We start from the raw sequence: 21,929 nt of genomic DNA, 5'->3' as shown, positions 1-21,929 counted from the left end.
GAGCATTTGCACAAAATATATGCTGATATTTTTGATGCATAATTCTGCACCGCCCTAGGACGACGGCGGAGATGTCTCCAGCGCGCTACTGCAGGCGGGACGGATATGTCCCACCCAACCAAGGCAGCCACCCGGATTCACAGATCGAAGAAAACGGTTTCCTTGTCGCCCTGCAGATGTACGTCGAACCGATAGGCCACGACGGCGCCCTGCTCCCGCCTTGCAATCAGTGTCCCACGGCGTTTCGCCGGGACCAGCGCAAGGACTGGGTCGGCAGCGTTGGCGGCCTCCTCATCCTCGAAATAAATCCGCGTGATCGCCTGCTGCGTCATGCCGCGCGCGAAGATGGCGAGAAGAACATGCGCTGCCTGCGGCTGGCCGCTAGGTCCGGGCACCGGACCGGGCCTGATGGTGTGGAAGGAATACCCGCCATTGGCATCGGCCCCGCAGCGGCCAAAACCCTTAAAGGCTGCGTTAGGAAGCGCGCGTGTATCCTGCGGATCGGCAAAACGGCCCTGCGCATCCGCCTGCCAGATTTCGAGCATGGCATCCGGAATAACCGCACCGGCACCATCGAACACCTGACCGACAATGCGAATACGCTCACCGGAAACATCCGGTGTGACCAGATCGTTGCTGAAGGCGTCGTTCCATTGGTAGTCGCGGCTCGGTGTCAAACCGTACTTGAAATAAGGACCGACAGTCTGAGATGGCGTGATGTTGCTCATCAGTCGCGATCCAAAGGCGTAGCGTTGCGCCCGCGCAGCACGATGTCGAAGCGGTAACACAACGCCCAATCAGGCTTTGTATTTTCCAGATCGAAACTCGACACCATTCGCATACGCGCCTTCTCGTCCATCACCGAATTAAAAATCGGATCGTAGGCAAACAGCGGATCGCCGGGGAAATACATCTGCGTCACCAGCCGCGAGATAAACGAATGGCCGAACAGCGAGAAATGGATATGCGCCGGCCGCCACGCATTGGGATGATTGCCCCACGGATACGCGCCGGGCTTGATGGTGACGAAGCGATAATAGCCCTCGCTGTCAGTCTGCGCGCGGCCCGCGCCGGTAAAGTTCGGGTCGATCGGCGCTGGATGCTGGTCCACGACATGAATATATCGTCCGCACGCGTTCGCCTGCCATATTTCCAGCAGCGTATGGGGTACGCCCCGCCCATCTTCGTCACGCACATGACCATGAACGATAATGCGCTCGCCGAGCGGTTCGCCCTTGTGCTGGATTGTCAGATCGTTGTCGTTCGGGCGCACCGTCTCGTGGCCGTACACCGGACCGGTCAGTTCCGATAGCGTGTGCGGAACGATTACCAGCGGCTTGGTCGGCGAGCGCAACACCGTGCTCTTGTATGCCGGCGACAGCCGGGGCGCATGGGCGGCGTTGCTTTCCCGCGGATAGATCAGGGTCATCAACAGCCCCTTTTTTACGACATCAAGAGTTTAAATTTTTCGCGCCACATCACACATTATCAATGATCAACATCAATGACCAATCGCAACAAGTTCATAGGCAGATTATCGTCAGGCATTCATTTTTCTGGCCAACTCTCGCGGCCGGTTCAGTGAATTCCCACGCCAAGCAACTTGTTCACCAAGGGTTCGTCCGATTTCAATTCCGCCGATGCCCCTTCCCAGACCGAACGGCCACGCTCCACCACAATAACGCGGTCAGCGAAATTAAGCGCACGCTCGATCTGCTGCTCCACCAGGAGGATGGTCATATCCCCGCTGGTCGCGAGCATGGAGATCGTTTCCATCAACTGGTCGCAGATCACCGGTGCCAAACCCTCGAGAGGTTCGTCCAGCAGCAGGATCGATGGCTTGCCCAGCAGGGTCCGCGCCATCGCAAGCATCTGCTGTTCCCCTCCCGACAATTGAAGCCCGTAGTGCCGACGCCGCTCCGCCAGCCGCGGAAACATGTCATAAGCCTCGGAAAGCGCGCTTCGTTCCCGTGTCTTCAAACCTGTCGCAAGATTCTCATCCACTGTCAGCGAGCGGAAAATATCGCGGGTCTGCGGGACGTATCCCATTCCACAGAGCGCCCGCGCCGATGTTCGAAATCTACTGATGTCCCGCCCATCGGCAAGAATGCGGCCCTGATGCTGTGTCGAAAGCCCCATCAGGGTGGCCAGCAGCGTGGTCTTGCCGACACCATTGCGGCCGAGGATCGCAAGCCGGCCTCCGGCCGGAACGTCGAACGACATCTCCGACACGATCTGTGTCTGGCCATAGCCCGCGCTCAGGCGCTCCACTTCAAGCCGTATGGCTGGCATCGGCATAGCTCCCGAGATAGGCCCGGCGCACTTCGTCGTCTTTCGTCACATCCGCCGGACTGCCTTCGAAGATGAGGCGGCCATTTGCGAGCACAAGCACGCGGTTTGCAAACCTGAAAACGAGGTCCATGTCGTGATCGATCATCAAAACAGCGATGTCCGGCGGCAGGCGATTGATTGCTTCAAGGATTTTCGGCGCTTCATCGTGGGGCACGCCCGCGGCCGGTTCATCCAGCAGCAAGACCTTCGGCGTCAGCGCGAGGCCGATCGCGAGATCAAGCAGGCGCTGCTGGCCATAAGCAAGCCTGGAGACTGGAAAATGAAACAAATGGGCGATGCCGAGTATGGCCAGAATATGCATCCATTCGTCGCGCACGTCGGGCGCAAACGTCGCCGCCGACAAGAAGCGGCGCGTCATGCCTTTGCGCTGCATGACCGCCAGCGCGACATTCTCGGCGACCGTCAAACTCGTAAAAAGACGGGTGATCTGAAAGGTCCGCGCCAGTCCCCGCTGTACCCGCCCGGGAATCGAGACCGCTGTGACATCATTGCCCTCAAAGAAAACACGGCCCTCAGAAGGGGCGAGACCGCCGGAAATTACATTCACCAGTGTGGTCTTGCCCGCACCATTGGGACCAATCAGCGCAACGCGATCCCCCTTGCCGAGATCGAACGATACGTCCCGGTTGACATGCAGTCCACCAAAGGATTTCGAGACATTGCGCAATTCGAGCAGCGGGCTCATCGCATAGGCCTCCGCCGCATATGCGATGTCCAGAGCGAAGCGACACCATATCCGATACCGCGCGGCGCGAAGATCACGATAACGATCAGAAGAACCCCCACCAAAGTCATCCAGTGAAATGGATTTGCCGCCGAAACGATGTGCTCGAAGATCTGAAAGATCACCGCGCCGGCCAGTGCGCCCCAAAGATTCCCGGCACCACCCAGCACCAGCATGATGAGAACCTCGGCGGATCGCTCAAAACTCACGCTGTCGAGACCGACGACCCCGGTGTTGATCGCCATCAGCGCTCCGCCGAGGCCCGCAACCACGCCCGATACGCCGTACATGATGACAAGCCGCGGATAGGGTGATGCCCCGATCATCAACGCCCGCAAGCCGTCATCCTTGATCCCGCGGCACAACAGGCCGAAGGGGGAACGCACAAACCGCAGCAGCAGGGTCATGACAATCGCAAGCGTTATCAGCGAAAAGATGTACGAGGTGCGGCTGTACATATCGAACGAAAACATTCCGAAAATCGGCGCAGGCGTGATGCCGGACAGACCATCACTGCCACCAGTCAGCGATGACAGCTTGTTCGCCAGCGAACTGACGAGCTGGCCGATGGCGATCGAGAGAACGAGCTGCGGCAGTCCCTGAAATCTTGTGATCAGCGCGCCTGAGACCAGCCCCATCAACATTCCAGCCAATGCTCCTATCGCCAATAGAACCAACGGGTTTGTGATGCCTGCGATACACGCGTTACCCACCGCGTAGGCACTGACGCCGAACAACGCGGCCTGCCCCAGCGTCGCGACCCCGCAATAACCGGTGACGAGATCAAGTGACAAAACCAGAAATGTGATGCTAATCAGCCTTGTCAGAAACGCGAGATCGTCGGGAAACGCGAAGTATCCTATGGCGCCCAACGCCACGACAGTCAGCAGACCAATGGCCTCCGGCTGAAACGGAATCCCCCGCCGGGGTACATCGTATCTGACGATCTGCTCGGTCATGTCAGTGCGCTCGCCCGAGAAGACCACGCGGGAACAGAAACACGGTGAAAATCACGGCGAGATAAAAAAAGAACTCTCCGTACTCCGGCGCGAGATACTTTCCGGTGGTGTCCGCGAGACCAAGAAATAACGAGGCTGCGAGTGCGCCGAGAATCGAGCCCGCGCCGCCGACCGACACAACGACAAGAAATGTGACCATGTAGCGCAGCGCGTAAAACGGCTCGATAGGCAGCATCTCCGCGCCGAGAACGCCGCCGAACGCCGCCAGCCCCACCGCGAGCGCAAAGGTCGCCGAATAGATCCATTGGGTGCGGATACCGAGAGATTCCGCCATGTCGCCGTTATCGACCGCCGCGCGCATTCGCACGCCAAACTCGGTCTTGTCGATCAGCAGCCACAGCAGCAACGCTGTCACCGCGCCGCAGGCGATTACCAGCAGCCGATGCGTGGGGATCATGCGAAAGCCGAGATCGAAGGGACCGCTCAAAGCCGCTGGCACCGGAATCGATTTCGATGTCGGGCCCAAGACAAAGTTCGCGAGGCCGATGACGACGAATGTGATCCCGATAGTCAGCAGAATCTGAGTCAGGGCCTCGGATCGGCGGTAGATGCGACGATAGAGCAGAACCTCGAAGGGGATCGAGATGATGATCGTGCCTATCACGGCCAGCACGATGGCAACCGGATAACTGATGCCGAGCGTCTTCAATGCATAAGATGCAAGGTAACCGCCGATCATTGCGAATGCGCCGTGCGCCAAATTCACGACGCGCATCAGCCCCATCATGATCGAAAGACCGATGGAGATCATGAACAGCACCATCCCGTAGGACAGCGCATCGAGCCCGATGCTCAGCGCGGTCAGCATCGGTGCCGCCTCACGCACGTTCTCTGACCGATATCACCATCGGATACAACGCGCCGCCCATCGATAAATTGCGGAGATCGCGGATCGCTGGGCATCGCTATGTTGGTCCGCTGACTGGATGACAATGCAATTGGCGCGAGCATACTCGCACCAATCTCCACCTAACGGCAGGGTTCAGTTCTTGACCAGCGCCCAATCCGGCTGAGCCTCGAACGTCTGAATTTCCTTGTTGATCAGCTTGCCGTCCTGCTTGGTCACTTCGCGCAGATATATGTTCTGCGTGATATGGCGCGTTGCCGGATCAATCGAGACCGGGCCACGCGGGCTGATCCACTTCATGCCCTTGACCGCAGCCACAGCCTTTTCTGGATCGCGCTGGCCGTTGGTTGCCTCAATCATCTTGTAAATAACACGAGCTCCATCGTAGGCCGCGACCGAGGTCATCGTCACCTTGTCATCCGGCATGCCGGTTTTGGCGAGGCGCTCGAGAAACGCCTTGTTTTCAGGAGAAGCATGCGACAACGCGTAGTGGTAAGTGGACAGGAGACCGATGCTGTTGTCGCCAAGGCTTGGCAGGTCGGATTCGCTCAGCACGTCACCCAGCGAGATCAAACCGACATTTGCCGACTTAAGGCCGTTATCGATGTACGACTTCACAAAGCTCACGGTCGGGGGACCGGCGGGAAGAAACGTGAAAATCGTATCGGCGCCGGAGTTCTTGATACGCTGCATGATCGGACTGAAGTCCGTGGTATTGATCGGCATGCGAATCGCTTCGACGATCGTTCCGCCTTCCGACTCGAATGTCTTCTTGAAGGCCGCTTCGGCATCGATACCGGGACCATAATCGGTGACAGCAATCACGACCTTCTTGGCACCCTTGACCTTCGCAACTTTTGCGGCAGGCACCGTGTTCTGCCACATCGTAAAGGAGGTGCGGACGATATACGGACTTTTCTCAACGATGACCGACGTCGCCGCGTTGAATACGACCATTGGGGTCTTGGATTCTTCGAGCAGAGGCGCGACCGCCAATGCATCGGGCGTGAAATAGAAGCCCGCGAGATATTGCACCTTGTCCTTGACCAGAAGCTCCTGGGCAAGCGCCTTGGACTTGGCCGGATTGGGCGATTCCTCATCGCGATAGATGAATTCGACATCATGCCCCGCGACCTTGGAGCCATGCTCCGCCACCCAGGCTTCGATGCCAGCCTTGAAATTCTGGCCGAACAACGCAAACGGCCCGGACATGGTGCCGATGACACCGACCTTGATCACATCGGCGCAGGCCGCACCAGACATCAAGCCGGCAGTCGCCAGCACGCATAAGAATTTTGCCGCCTTGTTCATCTCTGCCCCCGCTCCGGTTTGTTTTGCCTTAGCTTACGTCATGCCCGTTGTCGCAGCAAAATATCTCGAAAGGCTCGCTTAACTCCCGTTCGGGGTCGGGAAGCGTTCGGTTTTGGCATTTTTTGCACGGGCGCATAGCAGCCTATCAGGTCCGCATCGATTGCGTCCCTGAAGAACGGATCGTCCTGCAGTGCAAAAAAGCCGCATGGGCCGGGTCGATGGCGGAGCAATCCCGAGCGAATTGGGAGGGACATGAAGGAATGCGGACTACCGTGGGACCGCCAATCCAATCTCAGACGATGGCCATACCTGTGGGTCACTGAAATGAGCAACATTCCGTCCCGGCGGTCCCGCGTCTTGAGATCGCGCGATTCGGCAACGGTCTTTTATTAGGGCAATCCGGTCAAGCCGGATTGCCCTCCTCATATCCGCTATCAGCGGCCGGTAAACTTCGGCGCACGCTTGCTGTTGAAAGCCTCTACGCCCTCTTTGAAGTCATCCGACTGCCGCAACCGGCTATAGCAATGGCCTTCCAGTTCGATGGCGATGGCGAGCGTCGAATCTTCCGTATCGTTCAGAAGTTTCTTGGCGGTGCGCTGCGCCAACGGCGAGAAAGTGCGAAGTTCATCGACAAGCTTATCGGTGGCTTTCTCCAGATCGCCATCGGGAACGCACTCCGTGGCGATGCCCCATTCCTGCGCCTGCTTGCCGGAAATGCGCTTCGACCGCATCACGATGTCCTTGGTGCGCGTGATGCCGATCATCTTCTGCAGCCGGGCGGAACCGCCTGAGCCCGGAATCTGGCCTAGCTTCTGCTCAGGAAGCGCATAAAGGGTGGTCTCCGATGCGATCCGGAAATCGCAGGCCAGCGACAGTTCAAATCCGACGCCGAAGCAATAGCCGCGGTTCGCGACAATCACCGGCTTGGCGCAACGTGCCGGAGCAGCGATATTCCACGCCAGCTTCGACACATGCTCGGGCGTTGCTTCCATAAAGCCGCCGATATTGCCGCCGCTAGAGAAATGCTCACCGACCGAGCGGACCACAATGATCCGCACCCGCGCATCTTCGTCGAGAATCTCGAACACCAGCCGAAGCTGATCGCGCTGCGGCATTACGACGATATTGTAGGGCGGCCGGTTGAGAATGATATCGGCGCGCTCGTGGGCTTCATCGATCTCGACCTGGAAGCCATCGAGCTTGGCGAGCCGCGGGTCGGCAAAAACATAGGGTGACGGCATTCAGGATTTCCTTCTGTTGTAATTCAAAGATCAAGCCGCATTCGACGGCGGCGCGCGTTCAGGTTCGTATTCACCGGAGATCAGCAAGCGGCGAAGCAATTTGCCCACGGGGGATTTCGGGATGGCGTCAACGAAGACGAATTTGCGTGGACGCTTGAAGTTTGCGAGGCCAGAAACGCGACAAAACAGATCGAGGTCCTGTTCGGTTACCGCAGCGCCTCGCTTGACAAATGCAGCGACGATCTTTCCCCAGCGCTCATCGGGAAGACCGACCACCGCCACTTCCGATACGGCCGGATGCAACGAAAGACAGCTTTCGATCTCGACCGGCGAGACGTTCTCGCCTCCGGTAATGATCATGTCGTCGACACGGCCGGTCACGAACAGGTCGCCATCGCGATCCCTAAAGCCTGTGTCGCCCGTGAAATACCAGCCATCCCGCAGCGACTTGGCGTCCGCATCAGGACGGCGCCAATATCCTTCGAACGATTCATCGCCCGCCAGCAGGGCGACGATTTCGCCTTCCTCATCGGGATCGGCAACATCCTCTGCCGATACAGCGTTCAGCTTGACGACCCTGACGTGCTGGTTGATGCCGGCCTTGCCGGCGGACCCGGGTTTCGCCACGGCGTCCTGATCGATGGTGAACGTATAGATTTCCGAACTGCCATAGTGATTGACGAACAGATCCGGCTTGAACGCCCCATCCAGCTTCTTGAGCAGACCGTCAGTCATCGAGGCGCCGGCAAATCCGAGCTTCCTCACGCTCGAAACATCTCGCCTTGCAAACTCGTCGTGATGGACGAGATCGTGATAAAGCGTCGGAACCAGATACAGATTGGTGATCTTTTCCGATTCAATGAGGGCAAGCGCTTGCTGCGGCTCGTAACGCGGAAGACATACATACGTGCCGCCGATCAAAGACATCGCGATCAGCGAACGCACGCCCATAGTGTGATACAGCGGCATCACGCCAAGAGTACGCTCCTTGCGCCCATAAAGATTTTGCGCGACATGCGCGACGCCCGCCGCTCGCTCCGCACGATGCCGCCGGGGCACACCCTTCGGCTTGGACGTCGTTCCGGACGTGTAAAGCATGATCGACCATGCGTCGGCGCTGACGCGCGGCATGATGCTCAATGTTTCCGCGGCGATCATATCGGCAAAGGCAAATGCCTTCCCTCCACCCACCGCATCGTCTCCAACGGCGATCCGCCGCAATCTAGGCGCTTGACTTGAATTCGATACGGCCTCTGCGGAGGCATCCTGATAAACCAACGCGCAGGCTTCCGAATTCTCGATGCAAAAATCGAGCTCGTCGGCCTTTGCACGCCAGTTGATCGGCGTGATGACGATTCCCGCCAACTGGCAGGCCCAGTGAATTGTCGCCGCCTCCCATCGGTTCTGAAGAACGGTGACAAGATGATCGCCTGGCTTGAGACCGATCCGGTCAAACGACGCCACGACGGAAGCAATTTTCGTAAACCACTGGCGATAGGTCAGCCGGAGTTCACCGTCCACGATCGCGGTTGCATTCGGATCGCGGGCGACACTGGCAATGAAGCTGCTTCCCAGATCAAGCATCGGTCTTCTCGTTCGTTGGACTCTTCGCAAGTTCGGCTGCGGCTTCAAGCGCTGCACGCACAATGGGAGTATACCCCGTGCAGCGGCACAGATGGCCGCTCAGCAAATCGCGGATCGCGCTCTCATCGGGGGATGGGTGATGTTGCAGGAAATGATCGAGCGACATCAGGATTCCCGCCGTACAGAAGCCGCATTGCAGCGCATGATGTCGCCGGAAAGCCGCTTGCAGAACACCGAGCCTGTCGACAGATGGGGCGAGGCCTTCGACAGTGCGCAAATCGCAACCGTCAGTCTGTACCGCCAAGGTCAGACATGCGCGAGTCAACATGCCATCGACGGCGATCGTGCAGGCGCCGCAGACACCATGCTCGCATCCTACATGCGTGCCGGTCGCGCCGACCTGCTGGCGAAGAAAGTCCGTCAGCAACATGCGGGGCTCGGCCTCGCCCTGCACTGGCTTGCCATTCAACGTCAAACGCACCAGATGCCGGCGCTCGGACTGCAAACGGCTCATTGCAGCACCTCCCGCACCAGATCCCGCCCGATGCTGCGCACCAGATCGCGGCGATAGCGCGCGGTGGCGTGAATATCATCGCGGGCTTCGAGTTCATAGGCAAAAGCATTCAGCGCATCGTCGAGAGCACTTCCCCCCAGGCGCGGCCAATCGCGCGCAGTGGGGACGTCGGCCACGCCGCCGACAGCAAACCGCACGCCGGTTGACGTCGCCACCGCCGCGCATGCGACGATGGCAAAATCGCCATGCCGGCGAGCGACCTCGCGGAATGCACAGCGTGCTGTACCAACAGGAAATGACACAGCCTCGATCAATTCGTCATCGGCTCGTCCCGTCGCCATCATTCCGGCGAAGAACTCCCTGGCCGCCAGCCGACGTTTTTTCCTGGCGCTGCGCAGATGAACCTCGCCACCAAGAGCGATCAGGGTGAGCGGCATTTCAGCACTGGGATCCGCATGCGCGATCGAACCGCAGATCGTGCCGCGGCTGCGCGTCTGAACGTGTCCCGTCCAAGGCAGCGCTTGCGAAATCAGTGGCAATGTCCCTTTGAGTTCCGGCCAGACCAGCAGCGCCGCTTGCCGCACACCGGCTCCGATCGTTACCCTGCCCGCCTTGTTTTCAATGCGATCGAGTTCTTTCACCCGCATGATGTCAATCAGAGTCTTGGGTTTTGCGAGCCGCATATTCAGCATCGCCATCAGGGATTGCCCGCCGGCGATGATCCGTGCATCGCCGCCTTCCCTCGCGAGAGTTTCAAGGATCTCGCCCGGCGTTTCCGCACAAACATAGTCGAAGGCCGCCGGCTTCATGACGTTCTGCCAAGCAAACGTTGCAGCCGACCCAGCAGCGAGAGCGAACTGGTGCGCGATGCTGTCCCTCCGCCGGCCTGTCGGGCGAGCGCTGCGAAGAATTGCCCGATGATGACGCGCGTCGCGCCATCGAGCAGCCGTCCCCCGATGCTGGCGACTTTGCCGCCAATTGCGGCGTCGTAAACATAAGTCATGCGCGTTCCGCCGTTACCGTCCGGCGTCAGCGTGATGCGTCCCTCGCCGCCGCCAAATCCGAGCGCTCCTTCAGCCGTGCCGCCAAGCGTGACGGCATGGGGCGGATCAAGATCGGAGAGTTTCACGTTGGCGCGATAGCGGCCGGTGACCGGCCCGACGCCCAGCGTCACGTCGGCACGGAAATGCGTATCGGACACTTTCTCGACACTCTGACACCCTGGAATAACGGCTTTCAACGTTTCGGGATCGAGCAGCATCTCCCACACGCGTTCCGGCGGCACGCTGACCGACGCACTGCCCTCACCGCGCAAACGCCGGTCATTGCCGCGGGCCTTCGGCATCTCAAGGGGGCGCCCCTCGGGTGCGGCAGGTTCGGCCCCGCGCACCATCTCTGCAAGCCTCGCAGGCACCAGCGGCAAAATGAGGTCCTGCACACCCAGGGCATCGGCGACCGCGTTCGCAATGCAAACCGGCGTCGACATGCAGTTGCCTTCTCCGACTCCCTTCGCGCCGAGCGGCGTGAATGGCGACGGCGTCTCCATATGAAGAATCAAAGGCTCGGCGGCCTCCATGGTGGTAGGCAGTAGATAGTCGGCAAAGGTGCCTGTGAGATAGCTGCCGTCAGGGCCGTAGGCATACTCCTCGTAAAGGGCTGCACCCAGCGCCTGCATGAAGCCGCCTCGGATCTGGCCGTCGACCATTCCCGGATGCAGGATCGTTCCGCAGTCGTGCATCGTGACATAATGATCGATGCGGGTTTCCAGCGTGGTCCGGTCGATCTCAACGCCACAAAAATCGAAAATGAAGCCGTGACACAGAGAGGAATTGATCAGGTCGTTGTCGTCGGGTGCGGTCAGTTCCGGCGGCGTCCAGAACACGGTCTCGCGAATCGCATTGCCGACATCATCCGGCAGCGACCCGGGTGACCAATGGCTCAGCGCAGCGAGGCGTGAAAACGACACCTTGTTCTCGGGATTGTTCTTCGACGACACATTGCCGCCGGCGAACACAATGTCGGACGCCTCCACGTTCAATTGGCTCGCGGCGATCCGCGACAGCTTTGCAGCAAGGCGTTGCGCCGCCAACCGGGCTGTGCCCGCGACCGCCGGCGCGAATCGGCTTGCGTAGTTGCCGGATGCGATCGACCACGCATCTTTCGAGGTGTCGATCTCGGTATTGACGCGAATGTCCTGCGGCGTGAGACCGAACACATCGGCAACGACCTGTGACAGCACCGTCCGGTGGCCCTGCCCCTGGGGAACGGATGCCACATGCACCGAAACACCACCGATCGGATCGAGCGTTACCGTCGCTGTCGCCTGTGCGCCGTTTTTCGGCCCGGCCTTGCGGCGCTCCGCTGCGGTCAGCACCGTGGTGATGTAACCCATATTCGAGACGCTGGGCTCGACCACCGCCGTGTAGCCGATGCCGTAAAGCCGCCCTTCAGCGCGCGCAGCGTCGCGGCGCGCCTTCAACTCACCGAGCGCGCCATCTTTGACACCACGCGCGATTGCTTCCTGATAGTCACCGGAGTCGAGCAGCGCGCCGGTCGCCGTCCGATACGGAAACGCATCGGCGGGAACGAGATTGCGCCTGATCACGTCCAGTGGATCGAGCCCGAGTTCGATGGCGATCCGATGCACCAACCGTTCAAGCGCGAAATAAACCTGCGGACCGCCGAACCCGCGGTTGAGCCCTGTCGGAGTCTTGTTGGTAACGACGACCCGGTTTCTCACCGCGACGTTGCGAATGTCGTAAGCTCCGGTCAGATTGCCGTGCATCCGGTAAAGCGTCGCCGGCTCCGGTGCTCGCAGATGCGCGCCGCAGTCTTCAACCTGATCCCAATCCAGCGCAAGAATCTTGCCCTCCGCCGATACGGCAGCCGCAATGGTGGTGGCGCGGTTGGTTGCCGAAACCGAAGCGGTGAGATGTTCCAGCCGATCCTCGATCCATTTCACGGGACGACCCACCGCTCGCGACGCCGCAGCGATCAGAACAATGTAAGGAAACACGCCCTGCTTGACGCCGAAGCTGCCACCGGAGTCCGGCGGCGTCCGCAGCCGCAGGCGATTGCCCGGCACCTTGAGCGCGCGGGAAATCACTGCGTGAATGCTAAACGGTCCCTGGAAGTTCGCCAGCACATCGAATGCATTTTCCGACGGATCGTAGTCGGCAACCACGCCATAGGTCTCTATCGGCGTGCATGAATTGCGCGGATATTTTATGTCAATGGAAATGCGATGTGCGGCCTCGGCGAATGCCCGCTCGGAATCGCCGTAACGAAAGGTCCGGTCGCTGGCGACATTGCCATTGAAGCCCTCATGCAGGATTGGAGCATCCGGTGCCAGTGCGGCCAGCGGATCGACCACAGCTGGTCGGGTGCGATATTCGACCTCGACCAGATCCGCGGCATCCTCCGCCACATAGCGATCCGTCGCCACGATAATCGCCACAGGCTCGCCGACATAGCGAACCCGTCCAACCGCGATGGGCCAGCATTCCACTGGCGCCTTCACGCCGACGACCAAACTCGTGGTCAGCGCCTTGATGTCCTCGCCTGTTAGAACCGCCGCTACGCCGGAAATTTTCCGCGCCGCAGTTGCATCGATCCCGATGATATCGGCATGCGCATGCGGAGAACGCAGAATGGCGGCATGCAGGGTGCCCGGACGGATTCCGAGATCGTCGATGAAGCGCCCGCGCCCGGTGAGCAGCGCAGCGTCTTCTACACGTTCAATGGATCTGCCGACCCAGGGACGATTAACGTCGACGTCCGGTATCGATGAGGCGTCGTGCGCCATCCTGAGACAAACTCCCGATCACGCTTGTTATTCGCGCTTGCAGACCTTTGTCAGGATAACGGGAGAACAGGCCATACCGGCCTCTCTCAGGACTTACCAATCCGTCTCATTTGATGATCGATTGCGTTGCAACATCAACTCGCGAGGCGCGAAACGTTGCGGAACTCGCGGGGACCGACGCCCGCATGATTGCGGAAAAAGCGCGTAAAATGCGCAGGCTCGGCAAACCCCAAGCGCTCGCTGATTTCGCCGACAGTCACATCCTGATGCAGGACAGCATCCACCGCCTGTTCCATCCGCACGACGTTCAGATAAACCTTTGGCGGGACCCCGATGGAGGACTCGAACAGCCTGAAGAAATGTGCGCGCGACAGCCCCGCGCCCTTGGCGAACTTGTCGATGCTCGTGACATTGCCGACATCTGCGCGCATCGCCTCGGCTGCGCGCTTAATGCGCCAGTCCCGGCCGGACACGTTCATTTCCCTGATTGAAACAGGGAAAGTGCGCCAAGAAGTAAAACGTTCAATCACGGCAATCATGAGATCGGACAGCAATGTCTCGTGTGTGCCCACGCAATCCGGCCGCGCCATCATCTCCGTGGCGAGATCCATTGAAAGTCGGCGGATACGCGGAGAGACTTCGCCCGAGGGCTGGCCAAAGAACCCGGGCGCACCGCTCGCCGCCCAGCCGGGCCGGAAATCCTTCAGCCATTGTGGCTCGACATAGAGCGCCAGAATAAGGGTGCGCGGCCGGTTGGGATCATGAACATAGGCATGAGGCTGCCAGCCATCGACCAGCACGGCGGTCGTGTCGGTCAGTGGACAAATCCTGTCTCCGACGGAGAATTGCGTATCGGCGCCTTCGACCTTCAAAAGGACGTGACAGTGCGGATGGGCATGACGCACCAGGGAACAATCCATGTCGAGCAGCGCGACCCGGCCGAATGCTCCATGAGCGATACGCAACGCTGTCGACATTCGAGCCTCCCGCTCAGGTGCCGAAAGGGAAAACAGGCCTGCCCGATCTCCATCGGGTACGGCGAACATAAGAGTTGATCCTAGTGTCGATCATCGAAGCTGCCAAGCGTTCCAACGTGAGGTCGGTTCCTCGCGGCTGCGGAAGAGGCCTGAATCGCCACTAATCCTGCCAACTAAGGCAGGGTTAACGTCCATTTGTCGCACGTCGGTTCCTACACGGCGATGGCTTCCAGCAGCCGCGCCTTGTCTGAAGAGTCCTTGGCATTTCCGGTGACGACGACTGCGCCGCGTTCAATGGCATAGAAGCGATCAGCCACCGCGAGCGCGGCGTGCACGTTCTGCTCGACCAGCAGTATCGTCGCGCCGCCAGCCTTCATTTCTTCGATAATCGCAAAAATATCTGCAACAATCATGGGCGCCAGCCCTTCGCTAGGCTCGTCGATCAGCGCGAGCCTTGGGCGCCCCACCATAACGCGGGCCATGGCCAGCATCTGCTGTTCCCCACCGGATAGGGTCGTACCGGCCTGCCGCCGCCGCTCGGCCAGGCGCGGCATCCGCTGATAGATGCGATCAATCTCGGCATTTTCCTCGGCCCGCGACCGGCCAGCCCGCTGCATCAAACCGAGCTTGAGATTTTCCTCGACGCTGAGGCCGGGAAATATCCGCCTGTCTTCCGGCACAAAACCGACGCCGTGACGACAGACACCATCCGGCGTGAGACCATCGAGACGCGTGCCATCCAGCGTGATCGTGCCGCCGCTCGGCGCAACCCATCCAGCGATTGTCTTCATCAACGTCGTCTTGCCGACCCCGTTGCGGCCGAAGATACCAACGACTTCGCCGGGCTGCGCGTCAATGCTTACACCCTGAATGATGTGCGACAGACCGTAGTGAACCTGGAGATTATCGATGCTGAACATCACGCGTGTCCGAAATATGCGGCCTTGACGGCCGGATCGGCCCGGACGACGGCCGGCGCGCCTTCGGCCAATTTTTTGCCCTGGTGCATCACCACAATGTGGTTGGAAATATCCATCACCACGCCGATGTCGTGCTCGATGAGCAGAATAGTCACGTCGCGCGCCAGATCGCGGATCAGATTGGCGGTGTCGGCGGTGTCCGCATGACTCATTCCCTGCGTCGGCTCGTCGAGCAGCAGGATGGAAGGCTCTGCGGCAAGCGCAACGGCGATTTCGAGGCGCCGCTGTTCACCGTGCGACAACGCACCGGCCAACTCGCCAACCTTGGAGCCAAGCGAGAAGCGCTCGATCAGCGCTTCCACGCGCGCCAGAGCGACACCACTGCGGCGGACCGGCAGCAACAGGCGACCTGCTGCCTCAACACGCTGTGCCGCAAGTCTCAAATTTTCAAACACCGTGAGTTCAAAAAACAGATTGGTGATCTGAAACGAGCGGCCGAGACCGGCGCGCTGCATCAAATACGGCGCACATCCGGTACGGTCGACTCCACCGAGCATGACACGGCCGGAATGGGGCCGGATCAAACCGCTGATCAGATTGAACAGCGTCGATTTTCCTGCGCCGTTCGGGCCGATCACCGTTGTGATCGCATTCGGTTCAGCGGCGAAGGACACACCGTCAACGGCGCGAATGCCGCCAAAAGCGACGCCGAGGCCATGAACTTCGAGAACAGCCGTCATCGCCCCCCTCCGCCCAGCATGCGCTCGATCCGTGGCCTGACGAGACCCATCAGACCTTTCGGCAGGAAGATCACGGTTGCCATAAACAAAAGGCCGATGACAATAAGATGGTGCTCTGTCATCGAACCGATAACGGACTTCAGCACCGTGAGAATAACGCCACCGTACAGTGCGCCAGCCAACGTTCCGACGCCGCCGGTGACCACGGTAATCACCGCGTTGCCCGATGTCGTGAAGAACATCAGTTCGGGCGAAACGAACCCGCGCAGCATCGGATAAAGCGCGCCCGACAGGGATGCGACCACTGCCGCGAGCACGTAGGCCGCTACCCGCGCGTTGCGCGTCGAATAGCCGAGGAACGGTACGCGGCGCTCATTGGCCCGCAATGCCACGAGAATGCGACCGAACGGCGTGTCGAGCACGTAGGCGCAGATCAGATAAAGAACCACGATGAATCCGAGCGTGAAGATGAAGAAGCTCGCTGGCGCGTTCGACATGATGGTTCCGACACCGAGATTGATCGGTACGATCGGTACGCCGATCAGGCCGTCCGATGCACCCAGCGCGCGGGTATTGTAGACGGCGCGGGCCGCGACCTGTGCGAGACCGAACGTGACAAGCGCAAAATAGACGCCACGCACACGGTTGGCGATGAGACCGGCAATCATGCCGACAATCAACGACGCAACGAGGACGATGCCCATCGCGACCCAGAAGGACGGTATCTCCTTCAGAACAACGGCCGAGATGTATGCGCCCATTCCGAAATAAAGTGCCTGACCGAGCGACAGCAGGCCCGTGTATCCGAGCAGAATATCGACGGAGAGTGCCAGTCCGGCAAAAATCAATGCTTCGGTGGCGAGTCGAAGAAAGAACGTATCTCCCATCGCTGCACCGATCGCGGCGAAGATCAACGCGGCAATCACGAAGATGGCAACGAGAACATGACTTGCCCGCATTGATAGACCGAGCCGGTCGGCCGGTTCCTGATGGGGCGGCGACGCCGAGTTACCCATGGCCGAGCCGCCCGAACAAACCCTGTGGCCGAACCACCAGCACCAATACCATGATGCTGAAGACAATCGGATCACTCCAGACCGGTGAGACGATCAGACTGGAGATCGCCTGTACCTGCGTAATCAGGAGACCAGCAACCACCGCTCCTGCAATCGAGCCCATGCCGCCGACGATCACCACGGTGAAAGCGAGAAAAATAAAATCCCGCCCCATGGTCGGAAACACCGAATAGATTGGCGCCAGCAGCACCCCGGCGAGGCCGGCGAGCGCTACGCCGAATGCAAAGGTAAACGCAAAGACCCGCGACACCGGCACACCGAGCGACGCCGCCATGTTGCGGTCAAATGCAGCGGCGCGCACTAAAGCACCAAGCCGCGTCTTGTTAACGACGATGGCAACGGCTGCTACGATGGCAAAGCCAACAGCGATCAGAAAGAGCCGATACGTCGGCAACAGAACGCCCATGACATCGATTGCTCCCGAGACAGGCGTGGGAGGCCGCTGGGTGTTCGAGCCGAAAACAATCTTCAGCCCCTCCTCAATGACAAGACCAAGGCCGAATGTCAGCAGCAGCGTCGTGACATGCCGGTCGGGCAGATTGAACACACGCTGGATCAAGCCTCGCTCGACCGCATATCCAATCGGGAGCATCAGCAGCGGAACGAGGACAAGCAGCAGCCAGAAGCTGATGCCCGATGCGCCAAGGGCCAAAGCGAGATAGGCACCAACGGCATAGAATTCGCCATGAGCCATGTTGATGACGTCGAGGAGACCGAAAATGATGGTGAGGCCGAGCGCGACCAGAACCACCGCAACCCCGAGCGCAAGGCCCGTGATCATTTGCGGCGCAAGGACGAACTGAAGGTATTCAAGCAATCCGGTCATCCGGGACCACCGCTGCAATCGATCATTCTCATCTTCGTTCCGGCGCTTTCACAAAGCTGTCGGCAGGAGCGCAACCCGATAGGGGTTGCGGTCCTGCCAAGTTTTCAAAACAACCCGTCCAGTTTCAGAAACGCTTACACTCGTCTGGGCCGATGGCCTCTTCGCCGCCGACATTGCCGACGATCTTGAACTGCCCGCCATTGACCCGAACAACGTACATCGGCTGGATCGCCTGATGATCTCCAGCGCGCATGGTCTTTTCACCCTGCGGCGTCATCCACTTGAGATCCTTCATCGCGTCGCGCACCTTGTCGGTGTCAGTCGATTTCGCCTTTTCCACGGCGGCCTTGTAGAAATAGATCAGGCCGTAGCTATCGGCTCCGTAAAGATCAGGATCGGCCTTGTTCGCGGCCTTGAATGCCTCAACGAACTTCTTGTTCTCCGCACTGTCGATCTGCGTCGAATAGCCAACGCCTGTGCCGAAGCCATCCGCAGCGGCGCCGATCGCGGCAATATTCTGCGATGTCACCGTGCCGGAAGCGCCGACGACGAGAAGATTTCCGAGAAGACCGAAGTCCTGCATCTGCGTCAGCAGGCGGACAGTATCGTTCCCTGCAACCGATGTATAAAGCACCTCGGGCTTGGCCTGGCGAAGTTGTCCGAAGTATTGTGTATAGTCCTTGCTGTCGAGCGGCGCGAAGACTTCACCCGTCGAAACTGCACCAAGCCCTTCGACCGTCTTCTTAAAGGTGGCGACCGTGGAACGGCCCATTTCGTAATCCGGTCCGAGGAAGAAGACTTTGGCTTTGGGCTTCTGCTTCGATACCCACGCGGCGAGCGCTGTCGACTGCTGCCCCGCCTTGGCGTTCACGCGGAACACGTTCGGCGAACACTTGTCGCCCGTGATCGAGTCAGCGAAAGAAACCGTCGTCGCAATCAGCTTGCCGGCACGCTCCGCTGTCTGCCCGACTGCGAGGGTCGAACCTGAATTGACAGTGCCGGTGAGGAAGTCGACCTTCTGCACTTCAAACAGTTTTTCCGCCTTCTGCACAGCGACAGAGGGATTTGCTTCTTCGTCCTCGAAGATCAACTGCACCTGACGGCCCATGATACCGCCGGCGGCGTTCACTTCCTTGGTTGCGAGTTCAAGTCCCCAGCGGACCTGCTGACCGATCGGCGTGTAGGTTCCCGACAGCGGCGTAACGACGCCGATCTTGATCGGATCCGCAGCTGCCGCAGGACTCGTCAGGGCGGTGGCTGCAAGAAGACCCGCCAGCATTGTTGTTTTCATCATCTTACTCATCTCCCTCAGGGTGACTGGGTGTCCGCTTGTGCGGAGTTATCGTTGTGGCTGACGTACGCGACGCTCGCAAAACGCGGCAGCGCCAAGAAAATATTCGGCTGTGAGGAGTCGACCCGGATGTTTGCAGGCTTTTGCGTTCAGCGAGAAACCATCGCCTTGAAGTTCATCGATGCACCGTGCATTCGGACGCGCGCGCAAACGATGACCGGCAGAAGCCGCTATCCCGTTCCCTCCTCATCACCGCGTGCTTGTCGACGCGTGGAGGGCATTTGCCGAAATGTTATTGTGAGCGGCGATACCGCCCGCTCTTACAACTTACCAATCAGTCTCATTAAGTTCGCTGCATCGCAGAAGGATCGCACCGAGCTATGCTCGCATGAATGGTTAGAACGCCCGGTCGCGTAGCTCAGCCACCATCAGCCGCGATTGAAGGCTTCGTTTTGAAAACACGTCGTATGGACGCCGTGTATGAATGGACCGATCAATCCGTGTCCGAACCAGATATCCAGGGCTTGGCATGTTGCGACGGACGGAGTCCGGAATCGCGCTGAAGGAGCTTCGCCACGCTGACTGTAGGCCCATCGTCCCGCTCACGGACACTGCACATTGATGAATATTAAGAAAGTGTTAAGTGTGCCCTACCCGCAACAGTAAAAATGCCTGGAAATATGAGTTTATTAGATAAACAGCGCGGCGCCGCCCTAAATTTACAAACAAACGCCAGAAAAAATCATCTTTTTTAGGAATTATACTTATTTTATATCGCCAAAATGGGATTAAGCAGGATAAAATTAAGTATATATTACAAGAATATACAAAATATTTGCGAATTGTATTAGGAGATATGCCAACTATACAAAAATCATTGTTGGCTTTTGGAATTCTTATTCTGCGCAATTGTTGTGCGCGCCCCTGAACCTGCTAAGGTTCCCCGGGTTGGGGAACATATTATGCGACGTATTTTTTTAGCGATATTGCCTGCGTACTTAGCTGGAGTAGCTCCCGGAGTTGCGGAGCAATTTTCCATTAACGACGCGATTCTTCAGGCCATTCAAACCAATCCGGGCGTCGGCGAAGCGGCGGCAAACCGTCGTGCGACCGAAACAGAGCTGCGGCAGACCCAAAGCACACTGTTACCGCAGGTAAGGCTCGAAGCGAAATACGGCCCCGAGAAATTCAACCAGGGCATCGTACCCGCCCCGACGGGTAATGATGCCTGGCGCAATGGCCGCGATGCCTCTGTCGTTGTGCGCCAGATTCTTTTTGACGGATTTGCATCGATCAACGACATCTGGCGGCAATCCGCCCGCGTCAACGCGGCCGCATTTCGCGTGCGGGAGCGAACCGAACTGATCGCGCTCGACGCAGCCGAAGCCTACATCGATGTCGTGCGATATCTTCGTCTGGTGGCGCTGGCTCAGCAAAATGTCCAGAACCACGAAAGCATCTTTTCTAACGTGAACTCCCGCTACGCGGGTGGACGTGCTGGCGAAGGCGACCTGCAGCAGGCTCTTGAGCGCGTTGAAAGTGCGAAGGCTGCGCTTGCTGAATTCCAGCGCAGTCTCGAGGACGCCCGCGCCAAATACCGGAAGGTCGTTGGGCTGGAGGCTTACAATCTTCGTTTCCCTGCCGCTCTGGGAGGAATGCCTGCCGACAAGGACGCATCGCTCGCAGTGGCGCTACGCCACAACCCGACCATCCAGGCAGCCCAGGCCGATACCGACGCTGCGCGTCATGCGTTTCGCGTAACAGACGGCGCGTTCGTTCCGACGGTTTCGCTTGAAGGACGCGCCTCCACGGGCGTCGATGCAAATACTTATGTCGGAAGGCGCGAGGACGTCTCAGGCAAGGTCGTCATGTCGTGGGACATCTTCCGCGGCGGCCAGGATACATGGCGCCGGGCGGAAATGGCCGAGCGATACACCGAACAGACCATGCGCCATGCCAGACTTCAGCGGGACGCACTGGAATCCATCGACAAGGCCTGGGCCGCGCGCACCATTACGGCAACGCGTGTGGCCGCACTGGTCCGGCAGCTTGCGGCCGACAAGAAAGCGATCGCCGCCTATCGCAAGGAATACGAACTGGGACAACGGTCGTTGATCGATCTGCTAAACGCCGAGAACCAGTACTTCAACGCCGCCGTCTCTCTCACCTCATCCCGCGGTGTCATTGTCTTTGCTGACTATCAGCTGCTGGCTGCGATGGGCTCGCTTCTCGAATATCTGAAGACCGCGCCGCCCGTGGACGCTGCTCCGCTCGATGTCATTCCGCTCGGGCTTCTGCCGACCAAACTTCCTCCGATTATCGTTTCCCTCCCGCCGACCGGATCTGCCCCGCTGAACGTTGCGGCCGATCCGGCACCTGTGGAGGTTAACCCTGCCGCTCCGCCCGTGATCATCTATGGTGAACGCTGGCAGCGCTGGTCCGGCATTCCGGGGATCAACGGAGCCAAGGCATGGCTAGCCCAGAAGGGTCAGGCCACCGATAACGAACTTCCTGTGGCCCTGACGGCTCCCGAGAACGACACACGCGCAATGTCCTTTGCCTCGAGCGAGGCCTTTGAGCCCCGGCAAACGGGAACCCCCAGATGGTTAGGGATCGCCCTTCAAGGCATTAAGACTAACCCCTGAAAACAGCTGGAATTTCCCCCGGGCGGGCCATTTTGACGCTAGAAGGGGGGCAATAAT

General features: G+C 59.2%; 20 protein-coding genes. 2 read left to right on the top strand and 18 right to left on the bottom strand.

What is annotated here, in order from left to right; genetic code table 11:
* Positions 1-137: 137 nt before the first annotated feature.
* The 18 genes from pcaG to LVY71_RS07970 form a co-directional block, all read right to left on the bottom strand.
* A complete protein-coding gene (gene pcaG / locus LVY71_RS08055; protein ID WP_235099278.1) occupies positions 138-728 on the bottom strand; it encodes a protocatechuate 3,4-dioxygenase subunit alpha in 591 nt (196 codons plus the stop codon).
* Entirely contained in the window at positions 728-1,429 is a 702-nt protein-coding gene (gene pcaH / locus LVY71_RS08050; RefSeq protein ID WP_235099277.1) for a protocatechuate 3,4-dioxygenase subunit beta, read from the bottom strand. Before pcaH ends, pcaG begins: the two co-directional genes overlap by 1 nt.
* Positions 1,430-1,578: 149 nt before the next feature.
* Positions 1,579-2,292: an ABC transporter ATP-binding protein gene (locus tag LVY71_RS08045; protein WP_235099276.1), complete on the bottom strand. Its 714-nt coding sequence runs from the start codon at positions 2,290-2,292 to the stop codon at positions 1,579-1,581.
* Complete coding sequence (locus LVY71_RS08040; RefSeq protein ID WP_235099275.1) at positions 2,273-3,037, bottom strand: ABC transporter ATP-binding protein; 765 nt, start codon at positions 3,035-3,037, stop codon at positions 2,273-2,275. Before LVY71_RS08040 ends, LVY71_RS08045 begins: the two co-directional genes overlap by 20 nt.
* Positions 3,034-4,035: a branched-chain amino acid ABC transporter permease gene (locus tag LVY71_RS08035; protein ID WP_235099274.1), complete on the bottom strand. Its 1,002-nt coding sequence runs from the start codon at positions 4,033-4,035 to the stop codon at positions 3,034-3,036. The genes LVY71_RS08040 and LVY71_RS08035 overlap by 4 nt, the downstream gene beginning before the upstream one ends.
* Before the next feature lies 1 nt (position 4,036).
* On the bottom strand, positions 4,037-4,903 hold the full coding sequence (locus LVY71_RS08030) for a branched-chain amino acid ABC transporter permease (protein ID WP_235099273.1): 867 nt from the start codon (positions 4,901-4,903) through the stop codon (positions 4,037-4,039).
* A 174-nt stretch (positions 4,904-5,077) separates the two neighbouring features.
* Complete coding sequence (locus tag LVY71_RS08025) at positions 5,078-6,253, bottom strand: ABC transporter substrate-binding protein (RefSeq protein ID WP_235099272.1); 1,176 nt, start codon at positions 6,251-6,253, stop codon at positions 5,078-5,080.
* A 434-nt stretch (positions 6,254-6,687) separates the two neighbouring features.
* Positions 6,688-7,494 (bottom strand): enoyl-CoA hydratase/isomerase family protein, encoded by an 807-nt coding sequence (locus LVY71_RS08020; RefSeq protein WP_235099271.1) that lies wholly within the window; start codon positions 7,492-7,494, stop codon positions 6,688-6,690.
* Positions 7,495-7,524: 30 nt separating this feature from the next.
* On the bottom strand, positions 7,525-9,078 hold the full coding sequence (locus LVY71_RS08015) for an AMP-binding protein (protein ID WP_235099270.1): 1,554 nt from the start codon (positions 9,076-9,078) through the stop codon (positions 7,525-7,527).
* Positions 9,071-9,592, bottom strand: coding sequence for a (2Fe-2S)-binding protein (locus LVY71_RS08010; protein WP_235099269.1), 522 nt, complete (start codon positions 9,590-9,592; stop codon positions 9,071-9,073). Before LVY71_RS08010 ends, LVY71_RS08015 begins: the two co-directional genes overlap by 8 nt.
* Positions 9,589-10,401, bottom strand: a complete 813-nt coding sequence (locus LVY71_RS08005; protein WP_235099268.1) for an FAD binding domain-containing protein — start codon at positions 10,399-10,401, stop codon at positions 9,589-9,591. The genes LVY71_RS08010 and LVY71_RS08005 overlap by 4 nt, the downstream gene beginning before the upstream one ends.
* A complete protein-coding gene (locus LVY71_RS08000) occupies positions 10,398-13,397 on the bottom strand; it encodes a xanthine dehydrogenase family protein molybdopterin-binding subunit (protein ID WP_235099267.1) in 3,000 nt (999 codons plus the stop codon). Before LVY71_RS08000 ends, LVY71_RS08005 begins: the two co-directional genes overlap by 4 nt.
* A 134-nt stretch (positions 13,398-13,531) precedes the next feature.
* Complete coding sequence (locus tag LVY71_RS07995; protein ID WP_235100051.1) at positions 13,532-14,374, bottom strand: AraC family transcriptional regulator; 843 nt, start codon at positions 14,372-14,374, stop codon at positions 13,532-13,534.
* A gap of 212 nt (positions 14,375-14,586) precedes the next feature.
* Entirely contained in the window at positions 14,587-15,294 is a 708-nt protein-coding gene (locus LVY71_RS07990; protein ID WP_235099266.1) for an ABC transporter ATP-binding protein, read from the bottom strand.
* Entirely contained in the window at positions 15,294-16,034 is a 741-nt protein-coding gene (locus LVY71_RS07985) for an ABC transporter ATP-binding protein (RefSeq protein ID WP_235099265.1), read from the bottom strand. Before LVY71_RS07985 ends, LVY71_RS07990 begins: the two co-directional genes overlap by 1 nt.
* Positions 16,031-17,050: a branched-chain amino acid ABC transporter permease gene (locus tag LVY71_RS07980; protein WP_235099264.1), complete on the bottom strand. Its 1,020-nt coding sequence runs from the start codon at positions 17,048-17,050 to the stop codon at positions 16,031-16,033. The genes LVY71_RS07985 and LVY71_RS07980 overlap by 4 nt, the downstream gene beginning before the upstream one ends.
* Positions 17,043-17,936, bottom strand: coding sequence for a branched-chain amino acid ABC transporter permease (locus LVY71_RS07975; protein ID WP_235099263.1), 894 nt, complete (start codon positions 17,934-17,936; stop codon positions 17,043-17,045). Before LVY71_RS07975 ends, LVY71_RS07980 begins: the two co-directional genes overlap by 8 nt.
* A 124-nt stretch (positions 17,937-18,060) precedes the next feature.
* Positions 18,061-19,230, bottom strand: a complete 1,170-nt coding sequence (locus LVY71_RS07970) for an ABC transporter substrate-binding protein (RefSeq protein WP_235099262.1) — start codon at positions 19,228-19,230, stop codon at positions 18,061-18,063.
* 51 nt (positions 19,231-19,281) lie between these two features.
* On the opposite strand from LVY71_RS07970, the gene LVY71_RS07965 reads away from it, so the two are divergent.
* Together LVY71_RS07965 and LVY71_RS07960 are read left to right on the top strand one after the other, a co-directional pair.
* A complete protein-coding gene (locus tag LVY71_RS07965) occupies positions 19,282-19,644 on the top strand; it encodes a hypothetical protein (RefSeq protein WP_235099261.1) in 363 nt (120 codons plus the stop codon).
* A 545-nt stretch (positions 19,645-20,189) separates the two neighbouring features.
* A complete protein-coding gene (locus tag LVY71_RS07960; protein ID WP_235099260.1) occupies positions 20,190-21,872 on the top strand; it encodes a TolC family outer membrane protein in 1,683 nt (560 codons plus the stop codon).
* Positions 21,873-21,929: the final 57 nt, after the last annotated feature.

The organism is Bradyrhizobium sp. G127, from assembly GCF_021502575.1.
In the GTDB taxonomy this organism is placed as follows: domain Bacteria; phylum Pseudomonadota; class Alphaproteobacteria; order Rhizobiales; family Xanthobacteraceae; genus Afipia.
Note: the sequence above shows the minus strand (reverse complement) of the source record. Positions and strands in the feature narration are given on the sequence as shown.